The organism is Labilibaculum sp. (assembly GCF_041595635.1).
In the GTDB taxonomy this organism is placed as follows: Bacteria; Bacteroidota; Bacteroidia; order Bacteroidales; family Marinifilaceae; genus Labilibaculum.
Genome location: NZ_JBFHJW010000078.1, coordinates 1 through 17105, shown reverse-complemented (window position 1 = coordinate 17105; position 17105 = coordinate 1). Strand labels below are relative to the sequence as shown.

Annotated in this window: 10 protein-coding genes; 4 read left to right on the top strand and 6 right to left on the bottom strand. The window is 38.4% G+C overall.

The annotated features are described in order from the left end of the window. The coding region (locus tag ABYT26_RS15820) for a S8 family serine peptidase (protein ID WP_372755656.1) at window positions 1–2436 on the bottom strand (2436 nt) is incomplete at its 3' end. A gap of 524 nt (window positions 2437–2960) precedes the next feature. On the opposite strand from ABYT26_RS15820, the gene ABYT26_RS15815 reads away from it, so the two are divergent. From ABYT26_RS15815 to ABYT26_RS15800, 4 genes are all read left to right on the top strand, one after another. Then, a complete protein-coding gene (locus ABYT26_RS15815) occupies window positions 2961–3290 on the top strand; it encodes a fibronectin type III-like domain-contianing protein (RefSeq protein WP_372755654.1) in 330 nt (109 codons plus the stop codon). 24 nt (window positions 3291–3314) lie between these two features. Next, complete coding sequence (locus tag ABYT26_RS15810; protein WP_372755652.1) at window positions 3315–5180, top strand: alpha-L-rhamnosidase C-terminal domain-containing protein; 1866 nt, start codon at window positions 3315–3317, stop codon at window positions 5178–5180. A 138-nt stretch (window positions 5181–5318) separates the two neighbouring features. Further along, window positions 5319–6245: a sialate O-acetylesterase gene (locus ABYT26_RS15805; protein WP_372755650.1), complete on the top strand. Its 927-nt coding sequence runs from the start codon at window positions 5319–5321 to the stop codon at window positions 6243–6245. A gap of 22 nt (window positions 6246–6267) precedes the next feature. Further along, a complete protein-coding gene (locus ABYT26_RS15800) occupies window positions 6268–7887 on the top strand; it encodes a sialate O-acetylesterase (protein ID WP_372755648.1) in 1620 nt (539 codons plus the stop codon). A gap of 96 nt (window positions 7888–7983) precedes the next feature. Here ABYT26_RS15800 and ABYT26_RS15795 read toward each other — a convergent pair whose 3' ends face one another. The 5 genes from ABYT26_RS15795 to ABYT26_RS15775 all read right to left on the bottom strand — a co-directional run bounded on the left by ABYT26_RS15795 (window position 7984) and on the right by ABYT26_RS15775 (window position 17009). After that, a complete protein-coding gene (locus ABYT26_RS15795) occupies window positions 7984–9276 on the bottom strand; it encodes a DUF1566 domain-containing protein (protein WP_372755646.1) in 1293 nt (430 codons plus the stop codon). Window positions 9277–9484: 208 nt separating this feature from the next. Then, window positions 9485–10480 (bottom strand): aldo/keto reductase, encoded by a 996-nt coding sequence (locus ABYT26_RS15790; protein WP_372755644.1) that lies wholly within the window; start codon window positions 10478–10480, stop codon window positions 9485–9487. Window positions 10481–10942: 462 nt separating this feature from the next. Next, window positions 10943–12262, bottom strand: a complete 1320-nt coding sequence (locus ABYT26_RS15785; protein WP_372755642.1) for an MATE family efflux transporter — start codon at window positions 12260–12262, stop codon at window positions 10943–10945. A 111-nt stretch (window positions 12263–12373) separates the two neighbouring features. Beyond that, a complete protein-coding gene (locus tag ABYT26_RS15780; RefSeq protein ID WP_372755640.1) occupies window positions 12374–13747 on the bottom strand; it encodes a TolC family protein in 1374 nt (457 codons plus the stop codon). 103 nt (window positions 13748–13850) lie between these two features. Further along, complete coding sequence (locus tag ABYT26_RS15775) at window positions 13851–17009, bottom strand: efflux RND transporter permease subunit (RefSeq protein ID WP_372755638.1); 3159 nt, start codon at window positions 17007–17009, stop codon at window positions 13851–13853. Between the last annotated feature and the right edge of the window lie 96 nt (window positions 17010–17105).

The window sequence follows — 17105 nt, the reverse complement described above, 5'->3', positions numbered from 1 at the left end:
TGTAAGGCTAAAGGTTGAAAGTCCGTTTGATTCCGATGTAAGCGATAAAATATCACTAGAAACCGATCCACTTAACATGTCTGAGTCATAAGTAAGTTCATAGCTCAAATCTTCTCCATCTTCATCGTAAAAATGCTCGCTAAGGTCAATTGTTGTTGTTGCATCGGGGTCACCAATGTATAAATTTTCGATGGTGTCGCTTACAACTGGAGTATGATTTTCTAGCACAGTATAGTTAAGAGTGAAACTTGTACTTGCGTTATAGCTATCGGTTACTGTTAATGTTGAAGTGTAATCACCAGCATCTGCACTTAATCCATTGATGGTTACCTCGACTAATGAATCATTTTCTGAGGCGCTTGCATTTCCTGATTCATCCGTAAAACTCCAAGTGTAATCCTGTCCGTCGGGTTCTGAAATGGTGAGCGTAACAGTTTTGGTTTCGTAGGCTTCTAATTCAAAAGTATCTCCATCATCAGAAGTAATAATGGGTGCAGAATTGGCATCTGTAGTAGCGGATACGATATTTGAATAATCTGAAGAGCTTCCCAAAACATCATATCCAACAACAGTAAAGTAGTAGGTGCTCGAAAAATCTAAATCGCTAATACTTGCCGTGATTGTATCGCCTACACTCAGAAGACCAACTAAAACGGCTGAGGAAGAAACCGAACTACTGCTTGCATCAAGATCATCAGAGGATTTAGAATAATAGATTTTGTATCCAGTAGGTTTTACATCGTCATCGTCAGAAGTAACGGACCATGATAAACTTGCGTTATTAGATGAAGCACTTACCGATAGGTCATCTACTGTTTCTGGTGGTGTACTGTCGTAGTCTGAGAGAGTTGCTGAAGCATTTATCAAGCCATCTCCAAGCATTCCTTCATAACCACTATTGTAGCTGTCGATATCAATCGCGCCCATCGATAATCTGGTTTTAAGCATGTCGGCAGTAAAACCCGATCCGCCAAATTCCGAAATAATTAAGGCTGCAACCCCCGATACATGAGGGCAAGCCATTGAAGTTCCTCCCATATAGGCGTAACCATCGTCATTTACCGTACTAGCAATTAAGCAGTCGTCGTCATACAAACCATTTTGTTCATCGGTGCCACCAGGAGCAGTTATGTCGACCCAACTTCCGTAATTTGAGTAGTAGGACATGGTATAATCGGGGTTGCTGGCAGCAACGGCTACCACTTCGCTGTACATGGCAGGATAGGCATTTGTTGAGGTCTCATCATTACCCGCGGCAAAGATTACAATTCCTCCAGCCATTGGGCCAGTTTGATCTCCGTTCTCATCATATCCTGCATATTTAATAAAGTAATCAATTGCGTCCTGCATACTTTCTGGCAATGAGGTTGCTCCATCGTATCCCCAACTGTTCTGGCAGATTACAGCACCATTATCGGCGGCATATTTAATAGCTTCTTCAAAATTTTCGGCACTGGTGTCGTTGTCGTTTTCATCGGTTTCAAAAACCTGACAGGACATAAGTCGTACGCCCGGAGTATCTGCATCACCACCAGCAATTCCGCAAACTCCCACATCATTTCCATTCATTGCACCTATGGTTCCTGCCACATGTGTTCCATGATCGTTTGGTTCTATTGTTCCAGTATTGGAAACAAAATTATAGCCATAAACATCATCTGAATAGCCATTGTCATCGTCATCGTTACTGCTACTGCCATTTGATTCGGAGTCGTTTATCCAAATGTTATCCTCCAAATCTTCATGATCATAATCTATTCCACCATCAACAATGGCAACAATTACCTCTTCGCTGCCTTTTTGCTTCAGCCAGGCATCAAAAAGATTAACATCAGCCCCTTCAATGGCGTCGGTTACCGAAGCATCGTTGTAGTAATGCCATTGGTAGGATAGGTATTCATCGTCGAATGGATAATCCGAAATGGATAGACTACTTTTTGTTGTTGAGCTTACTATAGGAAATGGACCAATTTTTTCATAGCTGCATTTCTCATTTTTAATGCTTTTAATGGTTTCTGTTATTTCTATTTCGCTTAAACTTTCGAATTCACTAACTAGGCTACTTAGAGAAACGGCCGTTGTATCGTAGGTAACGTCATACCATAGATGCAATCCTTCTTCAATGGTTCGTGCTTCAAATTTTCCAGAGTAAGGGAAGGTTCGTTTGAAACTTTTGGCGCCGATAGAACTTAGAAGACTGTCTATATTACTAAGGTTAGTGCTAATGGAATCTGATTTTACGGATAGTGATAAAGTGCTTGTATTTTCAGCATTTAGTTTTATCCGGACAATCCCTTCTATTGCATTGGTAGAAATTGTATTGCTTTCGCTGATTTCTGATTCTTCAGAAATATCATCGTCTTGGCACGATGGGAAAAGGAAGAGAAGAAGTAGAAACGAGAGAGGAATTGTTTGTATTATACGATTTATTTTCATCTTGATTTTATTACTGTTAATGGCTTTTTAGATTTTAATTATAGTTCAATTGGCTTAGTTTTTAAGACTCATTTATTAAAGTGTTTTTGGCTTATTCTATCGAATTATTAATGTTGTTTAAGGGCTTACTCCAATTTTTTTTTCAAAATTAAAGAAATTTGTAGGTCTAAAAAATGGAATCAACAAATAGGGGAAATTTATCAGCGAAAGGGAAGTAAAACTTCCCAGCTTTGTATTTATTTTATGATTTAAGGTTTTTAGAGTGAATATGATATAACAACGGGAGTAAGGAATGCTTATTGTTTTAGAAAAGCTTTGATATTTGAAAGCTTGTAATGACTTAATCATGCGCTTTTCATGAAAAATGGGAGTAGTAAAAAGTGTATTTTAGGTGTGAAATTGATTATTACCTCTAATAAGCGATTGCAAAATCATTACTGGAATAATTTATCAATATGTATTGTAGGGGTAGTAGCTTGATGTATTTACCTATGGCTTGAGTTCCTCTATTCGAATACCTGGATATGGTAATTACGAAAAAAAATGATAGTATTGCGGTGTCAATGAAGTTAGAAAATACAGGAGATTATAAAGGCGACGAGGTGGTTCAACTCTATGTGAAAGATGTAAAGTCATCGGGACAAAGACCACTGAAACAATTGCTCGCTTTTGAGAGAATTTCATTGAAAATCGGAGAATCGAAAATCATTAGATTTCAAGTTCCAGTACAACAATTAATGTTTTGGGATGAAAAATGCCGCGAATGGCATTTTGAGAAAGGAGATTTTGAGTTTATGATAGGAGCATCATTGAGCGATATTCGATTAAAGAAAACCTTTAAAATCAAAAAATAGGCATACTGATTAAAAAACGGAATAATGAAGATCTTATCTAAAAGTAAATTTTACCTTTTGCAATTTATCCTGCTGTTATCCTGTACTTGGGTTCAGGCTCAAATTACTGATGTACCTACAGAGAAGGATTTTGAAACGGAATTGATCAAAGCACAGCGAGTAATTAAAGTAGGCGAAGGACACTATTTTATTGATTTTGGAAAAGCTTATTTTGGAACGGTTGTCTTGCATTCTAAGCAGTTACAGAGCGATAGTCTGATTGTTCGTTTAGGGGAAAAATTAGCTGCATCGAATCAGATCGACAGAAAGCCGGGAGGAACAATTCGTTACCAACAAGTTAAACTCGATCAGCTCCAAGCTAATGAGGATGTCGTGGTAGCTTTGCGCCCGGATAAAAGAAATACCAAACCTGTTGCGATTCATCTTCCCGAATCATTTGGTGTGATTATGCCTTTTAGATATTGCGAATTAGAAAATCTTCAAATTCCGATCGAGGAAATCGAAATCAGCCAAAAAGCATTTTACTATCAATTTAACGACGAAGCAGGAACTTTTACTTCTTCGGATACGGTTTTGAATGCAGTTTGGGACCTGTGTAAACATACTATTAAAGCAACGAGTTTTACTGGTTACTATGTAGATGGTGATCGGGAACGTATTCCTTACGAAGCCGATGCTTATATCAATCAGTTAAGTCATTATGCTTGCGATAATGTATATTCCCTGGCGCAAAGAAGCAATGAATATTTTATTCAACATCCTACTTGGCCTACCGAATGGCTTTTGCATACCGTTATGCTTTTTTACCAGGATTATATGTACACAGGTGATTTAAAGTTGCTCGAAAAATACTACGATGTTCTTAAAATAAGAACTTTAATGGATTTGGAACGTGAGGATGGATTGATAAGTTCTAAATCGCCTAAATTAAATGCTGAATTAAAAACAAAATTAGGTTTTAAGAACCCAAATACAAATGTAAGAGATATTGTAGATTGGCCTGCCGGACAAAAGGATACAGGATGGAAATTGGCAACCAAAGAGGGGGAACGCGATGGCTACGAAATGGTGAAAATCAACACCGTAGTTAATTCATTTTACTACTATAATATGCACTTGATGGCGGAGATCGCTGGTTACTTGGGTAAAACCGATGATGTTGAGTTTTTTCAGCAGAAAGCAGAAAATGTAAAAAAGGTGATTAACGAAAAATTATTCGATAAGGAAAGAGGAATTTACGTTGATGGAGAAGGTTCAACACATGCTGCTTTGCATGCCAATATGTTGCCTTTAGCATTTGATATTGTGCCAGAAGAATACAAAAAATCGGTAGCCGAATTTATTAAAACAAGAGGGATGGCTTGTAGTGTTTATGGAGCGCAATATTTGTTGGAGGGTTTATACAATGCCAACGAATCGGAATATGCTTTGCAGCTGATTACCGAAACAGAAAGTGATCGTTCCTGGTGGAATATGATTAAAGTTGGTTCTACCATGGCTATGGAAGCCTGGGATATGAAATACAAACCGAATTCGGATTGGAATCATGCTTGGGGAACTGCTCCTTTAAATATTATTACGCGCTACATGTGGGGAGTAACTCCAAAAACACCCGGTTTTACAAGTGTTCAAATTAAACCTCAATTGAGCGATTTGAATTCTTCAGAAATAAAAGTTCCAAGTAAACACGGAATCATTGAGGGAAAGTATAGCCTGACAACAGAGGAGGAAGAACGTTACGAAATAAAGCTACCTAAAAATATGGATGGAGAGTTTGTTATTGTGGGAAGTAAAACGGAAGTGCGTTTGAATAACCGACTTATGAATTGTGATGTGAAAGCCGTGAAATTAAAGGAAGGCATGAATATATTGCTGATAAAACGTGACTAATTGCTGTTGCGATAAAATAATATAAAAACATTGAGGATATTGTGTGGTTTGTGGGGGAAAGCTTACAAAAAACACAATATCTTCGTGTTTTTGAGGTATCGGTTTTGGTACTTTTATATTGATTAAAATCATCAATCTATGAAAAACAAGCTACTTAAATTTCTATTTCTTTTTTGTATTCCTGTTTTGGGATACAGTCAAAATTCTGCATTGGATACCATCCGTGTCTTCTATTTGGGCGGACAATCGAATATGGATGGATACGGTTACTCTAAAGATCTGCCGGATTCATTGAATCAGCCTTTTGAGAATATTTATATTTTTCACGGCAATCCTGTGAAAGATGATCAGAAAAATGGAGGTTTAGGAAAGTGGGAAGTCTTGCAAGCTGGACATGGAGCTGGTTTTTCATCAAATGGCAAGGAGAATAAGTTATCCAATCGTTTTGGTGTGGAACTATCTTTTGCAAAAAAAATGCAAGCGCTTTATCCAAACAGTAAAATAGCAATTATAAAATATTCCAAAGGAGGAACTTCTATCGACTCGGAAACCTCTAGAAAGAACAGTTGTTGGGAACCTAGCTACAAAAGTGAAACGGATATCAACCAGTACGATCATTTTTTAACGACTGTTCGTAATGCTCTCAAAGTAAAAGATATTAATGCGGATGGGAAGGAGGATTATCTCCTTTTATCAGGAATTGTATGGATGCAGGGCGAAAGCGATGCGCACGATGAGGAGGTGGCAAAACGCTACTATCCGAATTTGAAACGACTGATGGAACTATTGCGTGCTAGTTTTCATTCTGCCGATCTGCCTATTGTCTTGGGAAAAATTTCCGATTCGGGAAATAATGCTGAAGGTAAAATTTGGGAGTACGGTGAATTGGTTCAGTATGCACAGGAGAAATTTGTGAGATTAGATGTGAATGCTGCCATTGTGCGAAGTACAAAATCTTATCAATATTCCGATAAATGGCATTACAATAGTGCCGGCTTTATCGATTTAGGTGAAAAATTTGCCGAAGCACTCCATCATTGTATCCATCAAAATACAAACAACTAGTAACAACTTTAATATTCCTAGCATGAGGTTCCTTTTTACAGTATTCGCAATTTTTCTTTATTCCTTTAGTCAGGCTCAAACTCAAGATACTCTTTACCTGTGGCCAGGTAAGGTTCCTGGTGAAGAGAAAGCAAAGCATGCCGCGGTAGTATCTGATGTCACCCGCGGAAATGTTACTCGTTTGTCCGAAGTTACCAATCCCGCATTACTTGTTTATCGGCCCGAGAAAGCAAACGACTCTGGTTTAGGAATCATTATTTGTCCGGGTGGTGCCTACAATATTCTAGCAATCGATAAGGAAGGATATGAGATTGCTGAATGGTTGAATTCTCTTGGCTACACTGCTTTTGTGCTGCAATATCGGGTGCCTAAAAAACAGGAGGGAGCTTTAAAAGATATTCAAAGAGCGGTTCGCCTGGTTCGTTCAAAGGCTTACGATTATCACCTTTACCCAGAAAGAATTGGCGTGATGGGATTTTCGGCCGGAGCGAGTTTATGCGCTCGTGCTGCTACTCGGTTCTCCTATGATTCCTATGCGAAAAGCGATTCGATAGACGAATTCTCTTGCCGTCCGAATTTTTCTATGTTGATTTATCCTGCTTACCTCGACAAAGGCGAGAACAGAAGTCTGACTCCGGAACTGACATTGAGCGAGTCTACACCACCTTTTTTTATTTTTAGTACCGCTGACGATAGCTATGGGAACAGCGCTTTGGTGATGACGACCGCTTTGCGCGATAATAAAATCCCTGTAGAATTGCATTTGATAAATGAGGGTGGACATGGCTATGGTTTGCGTAAGGGAAATATTGCTGCAAAAACCTGGCCTGATTTGGCAGAAAAATGGTTGAATAGCTTGTTGAAGACGAACAGAATTAGAAAGTTTCAAAGGTGTATGAATTTTCCTAAAAAGACAGCCTATCCAGATAAAATGCCTAAAAAGAAAGAGGTTTGGGTTTTTCTCATGGCCGGACAATCGAATATGGCGGGGCGTGGTTTTGTAGAAGTTCAGGATACGATTCCTTCTCAGCGAATTTTAACCCTCAATAGTCAGAATGAAGTAATTTTAGCAAAGGAACCTTTGAGCTTTTACGAACCGAAAATGCAAGGTCTGGATTGTGGTCTTTCTTTTGCCAGAGAATTATTAAAACAGGTGCCCGATGAGGTGTCTGTTCTATTGGTTCCAACTGCTGTGGGAGGTAGTTCCATCAGTAAGTGGGTGGGTGATTCCATTCATCGTAATGTGCAATTGCTTACTAATTTTAAGGCGAAAATGGATTTGGCAAAAAAGTATGGAGCAATCAAAGGAATTTTGTGGCATCAGGGAGAAAGTGATGCAAACAAGAATTGTATTCCTGAATATGAGAACAGATTGAGTGATTTATTTTCAACATTTCGACGTTTTTCGGGGAATAAGAACTTACCCATATTTGTTGGAAAATTGGGCAGTTATTCAAATAATAAACGCAGTTGGTTGCTGATTAATGAGCAAATAGAACATTATGCAGACAATCAGGAGAATACTTACCTTATTCCTACTGCCGATTTCATGCATCGAGGCGATTATCTTCATTTTGATTCTCGGAGTCAGAGGAAGTTGGGCATTCGATTTGCTAACGAATACCTTAAGAATTGTAAATAATATCAGGCCGAAAGCCGTAAGAAATAAGTTTTTGCACCTTTCTTTACGGATTTGTACACTTTTTTTAGGAATAAACAATCAAGAATATTCTGAGTCTTACTCGATATTCCGAACCAAACGCACTTGGTTGTAAATTCTTCTGGCATCCCCCTGAGGCCCCCAGCCTGTGGGATAATCGTCGGGATCTCCAGTTTTAGGATCGCTACGTTGTGCTCCCGCTCCGTGAACATCTATCCAGGAGCTACTCATGTAGCCCATTGCTCGACCAAAGCTGAGGTAGGCAGCCGACGTTCCATTTTGCTCCGATGAATAGGCAACGTGAGTGGTGCTCGACCAGTAGTAGGAATAATCGGTTTCATTGTTTTCATTTAGTATTTCGGTGCAATTAAAAAGGGCATTAATGGCAGCCGAATTTGTACTTTGTGGCGAGCGAGTATAATCTACTAGACTTTGAAGTTCTTTTATATCGGGTAAACGCCAGTCGGAATAGCCTGCAAATTCAAAGTTTTCAGCGTAGATAAGCGCTTCTTTCCAATTCATACCATCTGTTTCACTATCATTTTGCATCCACATTAATCCTGTTGCAGCATCGCTAATGGTTTTATCACCATTATTGGTGAAGCTATTTTCGCCATAGCTTGTATTTTCCCGAACATAAGCTACATAAAATGTTTTATCTGCATTTGCGATACTTATAGGATATCCTTTTATGCGACCATCAGCAAAGTTGACCCCAAACATGGTTTCGTTATCGTTCATGGTATAATCCACGTATTTTGTGGAGCTGGCATATTGTGCATCAATAATTCGTTCGCCGGCATCCTGATCGCCATATCCAAACTCGAAATAGTTGGTATCGATAAAAGGGATTAAATTTTCGGTTGAAGTTCCCTCGTAGCTACTTGGATCTTTCCCGTTGAAAATAATCAGAGAGTAGGCTTCTTTAATTGTTGGTAATCGCCAATCGTTATAGCCACCCAAAGAAAAAGTCTCAGCTCCTTCAATGGCATCGGTTAGCGATAATTTATCATCTGCATCAATGATACCATCACCATTCAAATCGGCAGTTTGAGACCACATTAGTCCTGTTATATTATCGGTAATCGTACCATCGCCATTATTGGTGTAGGAGGGTTCGTTTCCCGGATAGTTGGCATTCTGACCATAAAAATCACCATCCGAATTGGGGATTGTGATTTCTGTGTAATTATTAAATGCTGCGGACAGATTGGTGCCCACAATAGGATAAGCGGATATATTAGGCAAATTTTCTTCACTTGTTTCATCAATATCATCTGAACTATCCTTGCTGCAGGAAGCAAAAAGTAGAAACAGGGAAAGTAAGCTAACTTTTAGGAATTTAGTTTGGTTTAGGTTCAGAGAAATCATTTTTTAAATTTAGTAGTGAATTGAAATGATTTGATTGATTGTTTAGATAAAGGTTTAATTCGATTTTAGTTTTTTTACTGATTTTCGAATTAATTTATGCCAAAAAAAGGGATGTATTGCTTGAATACATCCCTTTTTGTTGAACTTGTCGAGACTTTATTTGGAGCAAGCTGTATTTGCCACTCGCAAAGTCTGTTTAATCTATAAATTAGGGAACTAAAACCAATTGGTTCAAGTGACCATCAATTATTGCAATTTCTTCTTTTGTTAGACTTGCTTGAGCAGCTTCAGCATTCTGTATAGCTTGTTCAGCATTTCTAGCCCCTACCAAAGCAATCGAAATTGCAGGTTGTTCCAATGTCCATAAAATAACCAGCTGTCCCAGACTCAATCCTTTTGAATCAGCAATAGGTTTAATTTTGGCAAGAAATTCATTGGTACGTCGAAGGTTTTCATCTTTATAAAACGCTCTTGTTGCACGTTGATCGCCTTCTCCAAATTTATAGCCTGGTTTCATTTTTCCGGTTAACAATCCTCTTTCGAGTGGACTATAGGCTACTATTCCTTTTCCATTTTCGAGAGAATAGGGAACGATTTCTTTCTCGATATCGCGCAAAACCATGCTGTAAGGAACCTGGTTTGAAGCCAGGTTGATGTATTTCTCTGCTTCAGCAAATTGTTCTGTATTGTAGTTACAAACACCAGCATAACGAATCTTTCCTTCTTTGATTAGCTGGTTAAGTGCGTCCATTGTTTCTTCAATAGGAGTAGTAACATCTGGCCAGTGAAGTTGATAAAGGTCAATGTAATCTGTTCCTAATCGTTTCAAACTAGCTTCGCATTCTTGTATAATACTTTCTCTACCTGCATATTTGTAAATATCGATTGCTTTGCCGTTGTTATCTTCTGTTTTGAAAACGTGTGTGCCTTTTTCTAAGTCCCAACGCATTCCAAATTTGGTAAGAATTTGTACTTTATCTCTAGGAATGTCTTTTATGGCCTGTCCAACAATTTCTTCACTAAATCCTTGTCCATATACTGGAGCAGTATCAATAGAGGTTACACCTAAATCATATGAAGATTTTATCGCTTTCACGGATTCATTTTGTTCCGTACCTCCCCATAACCAACCGCCAGCTGCAAAAGAACCAAATGTGATGGCTGAAAGTGTTAGATCGGTATTTCCTAATTTCCTGTATTTCATATGTATAACTATTTGTAAATTCTTACTATAAATTTGTACAATCTCTATTTTAGGAGATCATTCAGGTTCGTGTAAAAAAATTGGAAAATGAACATCGTATATTTGGTATTTCTTAAACCAGATACTGTTTTTACCTTTTTCTTGAAATGCTCACGCATAGACAGAAGAAGGTCTGCTATGAATCCAACTTTGTGGTATTTATCTATTTGTCAATTCGTAAATAGATTTTTTGTTTTTCTTACAGGGCAAACTTACGCATAATATATGTTAGCAGATATATATTTTTCAAGGAAAAATGAATGAATTATTGGTTGTAATTCAACCAGTATCAGCTTTTAAGCATAAAAAAGCTTTATGAAAATTTAGTGTTTCGAGAAGCAGATTTTTTGTTGAAATTCTTGATCGTATGAAAAATAAGTGATTACAAGAGAATAAAGAGCTTATTTCTGATTTGAATAAAACTTAATATTTTCGAATAAAATAGAGGGTAATCAAAACAGCCAAACTATCACTTACTACAAATGAGCTCCAGATACCGTTTAAACCAAATGCTCCATTTAAAATGTAAACAATAGGAATAAATAGTAGAACAGGTCTTAGAATAGCAAAGAAGACAGCAATCTTTTTTTTGTGTAGTGCTTGAAAATAACGTGTAGCCACTATTTGAACCATGTAAAAAGGGATGGATAGAGCGAAAATACGTAAGGCTATTTGGGTAATATGAATGATATTCTGATTTTTGTCGATAAAAATTCCGATGATTAAATTGGGAAACTGTTCCAGCACAATTAAGCCTAAAAATCCAGTTAAACTAACCAGACCCACGGAGTACAGTAATGTTTTATAACTGCGATCAGGACGTTTCGCACCATAGTTAAAGCTCACAATGGGCTGCATACCGTCACCGGTTCCCAGAGCAGTCATCAGAAAGAAAATATTTACACTAAAAATAATTCCCATGGCTGTAACAGCAAAAGTTCCTCCCGATTGGAGTAGCAAATTGTTGGCGATTATATTTTGTATACTACTTGCAACATCCATAATAAAGGGAGCTAAGCCCAGGGAAAAAATGGAAAGAATCATATTTTTTTGTATTCTAATATTTTTCCAGTCTATTTGAATCAGACTTTTACCACTGAAGTAGTATCGGAGTAAAAAAATGGCGTTTACACTTTGTGCGATAATTGTTGCCAGAGCTGCTCCACGAATCCCCATGTGGAAATATTTCATGAATACAAGGTCAAGAGTGAGGTTTATTAGCGATGAAATTAAAATTAGTACCGCTGGTAAACGAGGATTTCCTTCGGCACGGCAGGTGAATTCCAAGGCAATAAAAAAGGAAAGGGGAAAGCCAAATATGATTAACTGTAGATATTCGCCTGATAACTTGAGAAGTTCTCCCTGAGCACCGAAGGCGTGTAGTAAAGGTTTGTAAAAGAGCAATCCCGCAGAAGTAAACAAGACAAGCGTAATCAAAAGACCTGCCATCATTGTTCCCAATGCTTTTTCTGCTTTCTCGGGGCGTGATTCACCTAAATATTTAGAGATTAGAACTCCTGTTCCGCTGCCGAATAAGAGGATAAAACCAAATTGAAAAAGAGAAATAGGAAAGCTTAATGTCACTGCCGCTATGCCCTGTGCTCCTATATATTGAGCTACAAAAATTCGATCGACGATATTATAAAGAGCATTTATTAAAAGACCAAGAACAGCCGGTCCGGCATAGGTTAAAAGTAGCTTTGGAATGGAACTTTCTTTCAGAGAATATTGTGTGGTACTCATTTAATTTTATTCTTATTTTAATTTACTGATTTGTATTCAGCCAATCATCCGTTTCCCCCTGAGTGAAGGAAAACGGATGTATATTGACATTTAACTAACTGAATTTATTTTTTATTCTCTTCCTCCACCCAAGGCCTGATACAAATTGATGACCGATTGTACCTGATCGTACCAATCGTTTGTTTCAGATAATTGCGCATCCAGCAAATCTTCCTGAGCCGTTAGCACTTCCAAATAAGTTGAAGATGCCAATTGAAATAACTCACGTGTATAGAGCACCGAACGTTCGAGGGCCTCCAGTTGTTTGTTACGATCTTCTTGTTTCTGTATGGCGGTAGAATATTGAAACAGAGCATTGCTGACTTCGCTGCCGGCATTCAAAAGGCTCTGTTTAAAATTAAGTAAGGCTTCCTCCTGTTCAGACTTCGCTATTTTTAAATTTGCTTTATTTACTCCTTGATTAAGAATTGGAGCCGTTAACGAGCCGATGGCACTAGATAAAAGTTTTCCAGGATTGGCAATTATTCCGCCATTACTATTGGTCCACTCTGTAGAAGCACTTATCGTAATATTGGGGTAAAAAGCTGATCGTGCTACGTTGGTATTATAGAAAGCTGTAGCTAAGGCCATTTCGTACTGTTTTATATCAGGACGATTCGCTAACATTTGTAAAGGAACACCAACAGATATCTGTTCTGGAAGCTTTAGGGTCTGCCACTCGCCCCGTTTTATGGTCTGAGGTGCTTGTCCTAAAGTGATGGAAAGTGCATTCTCTGTTTCACGTATCGACTGTTGTAAGTCGGAATAGGAGGTTTTTAGCTCGTAATAACTTGCTTCACTTTGTGTAATGGAAGCTTCATCGGTCATCCCTACTTCTTTTAAAGCTCGCATGCTTTCAATTCTGTCTTCCCAGCTTAAGATTGTTTTTGCGGTAATATCCAGTTGCTTATCTAGCATCAATAAGTAATAGTAACCATCTGCGATGCTGGCAATCAATTGAGTTTGTACGGCTTGTTTGTACGCCAGGCTTTGTTCCAAAGTCGTTTCAGCTCCTTTTTTTGCATTGCGCAAACCACCAAACAAGGGAATCTGCCAGCTTGATGAAAGCCCTGAATCATATGATTTTGATGTGGAGCCATCGTAGTCAGATAGTGTCCCCGTTGACGAAAAAGATAAATCGGGTGTATAAGCTAAACGAGCTGATGAAAGTGATGCTTCGGCTTGCTCTATTCGAAGCAATGCGGTTTGTAAATCTACATTGGCTTCCAGTCCTTGTTCAATAAGTGCCTGTAATTGAGGGTCTGTGAATAGTTCTCGCCAGGGAAGGTTTCCTAAATTCACACTATCCTCTGGCATTACAGCATCAACGGAAGTTGTGTCGCGATAGAGATTCTCTGTTGTGACTTCTGGTGTTTCGAAGGTTTTATATACCGAACAACCGCTTAGCAGGGCCATGCCGATAAAAAATATGATTATCTTTTTCATTCGTTTAAAATTAGAACCACGACACAAGAATCAAGACAAAGGACTTTAATTATTTTCCTTTGTGTTTCAATTCTTTAGTCATGGTTGTTTCATTTTGTAATTTTTACTTTGTCAAATTTGATGTGTCAATAATAGCTTGACTGAAATCATCTTTAACAGGTTTAAACTTCTCCTGAAATTTTTGGAAGATGACAAACAATGCAGGTGTAATAAATATTTGACAGATCATTCCAATAAGCATTCCTCCAATAACACCTGTACCTAAAGAGCTATTTCCATTGGCGCCAACTCCACTTGCAAACATCATGGGCATTAAACCAACAATCAGCGTAAGCGAAGTCATCATAATCGGACGAAGACGTGCTGTTGCTGCTTCAATAGCGGCTTGCCTAATCGATAATCCCTGTTGACGGCGTTCTATGGCATATTCCACAATTAAGATGGAGTTTTTAGCAATTAGTCCAATCAACATGATGAGTGCTATTTGCAAATAAATGTTATTGTCGACTCCCATTATATTGGCAAACAATAAACTTCCTGCTAATCCCATTGGAATGGAAAGTATAATGATGATAGGAAGGATATAACTTTCGTATTGCATACTTAACAAGAGGTAGATAAATACAAATACAATTCCCAGAATAATAGCCGTAGTATTGGCACCAGTACTACTTTCATCACGCGTCATGCCTGAAAATTCATAGCTATAACCTGTGGGCAGCTCTTTGGCCAGTTCTTTGATGGCATTAATGGCTTCCCCAGAGCTGTAGTCACCGGCAGGCGAACCTGTAATACTGATAGAGGTATACATATTAAAACGGCTAATGTTATCAGGTCCATAAGCTTTTCGAAGCGTTACAAATTGCGATATGGACGCCATTTCTGTTCCATTACGTACCATGATTTTATTTAAACTTTCGGTATTGGTACGATAGTCCGGACTTGCCTGAATCATCACACGGTACAGTTTCCCAAATCGGTTGAAATTAGAGGCGTAAATACCACCATAATAACCTTCTAAGGTAGATAGTATGACATCTGGACTGATTCCGGCAATTTTGCATTTTTCAGCATCTACATCGACCATATATTGCGGTGTAGATGCACTAAAGGAAGTACGTGAACTTTCTATTTCAGGACGTTGGTTAAGCTTCTGTATAAAATCATTAGCTACCGTTTCGAATTTGGTTAAATCACCACCTGTTTTATCTTGTAACTTCAACTCAAAGCCATTGGTTACGCTATATCCTGCTACCATAGGAGGTGCCAGATATATCATATTGCCATTTTTAACAATTTTACCGGTTTCTCTATATAGCTGAGAAATAATCTCATCTACACTTTCTCCATCGCCTCGAAAGTCCCAGTCTTTTAGCTTACAAATAAGCATTCCATAGGTATTCCCAGAACCATCAACAAGGCTATAACCATTATTAACGGAATACGATTCGATAGCAGGAATGCTTTGTACCAATGTTGATACCTTATCCATTTCTTTTGTAGTTTCTTCTAACGAAGTGCCCACAGGCATAGATAGAACACCAAAAATAGTTCCCTGATCTTCATTGGGAATAAAACCAGTAGGAGTGATACGTAATAAAAACACAAAAGCAATGATTACGATGCCAACAAGCGATCCACTCATCAGTTTATGAGAGGTAAAAAAGCTTACTCCTTTTTTATATTTGTTGGTTAAGCGTTTAAAGTTATCGTTAAAAGAGGAGTGAAAGCGTTGAGCAAAAGTCTTCTTCTTTTCGCCATCATTATCCTTCGGTTTTAGCATAAGCGCGCACAATGCCGGACTTAAGGTAAGTGCATTTATTCCCGAGATACCAATAGCAAAAGCCATGGTTAATCCCATTTGTTGAAAGAAAATACCTGTTGTTCCACCAGTAAAGCTAACGGGGATAAAAATAGCCATCATCACTAAAGTAGATGAAATAATAGCACTGGAGATCTCACTCATGGCATCCAGAGAAGCCTGACGCGCCGAGGTGTAACCTGCATCTAATTTCGCTTGCACCGCTTCTACTACAATAATGGCGTCATCCACCACCGTACCAATGGCAAGCACCATAGCACATAAGGTAAGTAAGTTCACACTAAAGCCAAATATCCACATTAGGAAGAACGAACCCACTAAGGCAACCGGAATGGCTATGGTAGGAATAAGTGTGGAACGGGTATTTTGCAGGAAGATATAAGTAACCAGGATAACCAATAGAAAAGCTTCGAGCAGTGTTTTTATCACTTCCCAAATAGAAGCATATAAAAAGCTGTTGGTATTCAATAGAGTAGCTGATTTTATGCCATCAGGAAAATCTGCTTCTGCTTCTTCTAGGAAACTAGCAATACTATTGTTAATATCCATTGCATTAGAACCAGCTGTTTGGAAAATCATATAGGTGATACCAGCATGACCATTCACATTGGTAGTCATTGTATTGGATAAACGTCCCAGTTCTATTTTGGCTACATCTTTAAGGTGTAATATCTCACCGTCTTCTGTGGCTGAAATAACAATATTTTCGAATTCTTCTACACTTTGTAAACGACCTTTGTACTTTAATACATATTGAAATGCCTGGTTGCCTTGTTCGCCCAATTGTCCGGGAGCGGCTTCGATATTTTGTTCGTCGAGAGCTGTTGTGATGTCGCTGGGCATAAGTTGATATTGTGCCATTACATCGGGTTTCAGCCAAATGCGCATAGAGTAGTTTGATCCTGCTCCGGAAACGCTACTAACACCAGTTATTCGTTTAATTTGAGGGACCAAGTTGATTTCGGCATAGTTCTCTAAAAAAGAATAATCATACTGATCGTTTTCGCTGTAAAGGCCAAAACACATCAGCATACTCGATTGACGTTTACTGGTAGTTACTCCAACTTCGGTCACTTCAGAAGGTAATGAGCCTTCGGCTGAGCTAACTTTATTTTGCACATTTACGGCTGCCATATCCGGATCGGTACCCAGCTTAAAATAGATGGTTATGCTGGCATCTCCCGTATTGGTTGCTGTAGAGGTCATATAAGTCATATTCTCTACACCATTAATTTCCTCTTCTAAGGGCGCAATCACACTATTGAGTACGGTTTGTGCATTGGCACCAGTGTAGGTGGCTTCTACCTGAACAGTAGGTGGCGCAATACTAGGGTATTGCGAAATAGGTAGGGAAACTAATCCCAGCACCCCTAAAATGACGATGAAAACGGATACTGCTGAGGATAAAACAGGTCGTGTTATAAATTTATCAAACTTCATAATTTACAATGTATCAGATTTTACTTGAATTGTTAAACCGTTACGCAGGGAGTTGATTCCCTCAGTTACGATTCTATCTCCTGCTGATAATCCTTT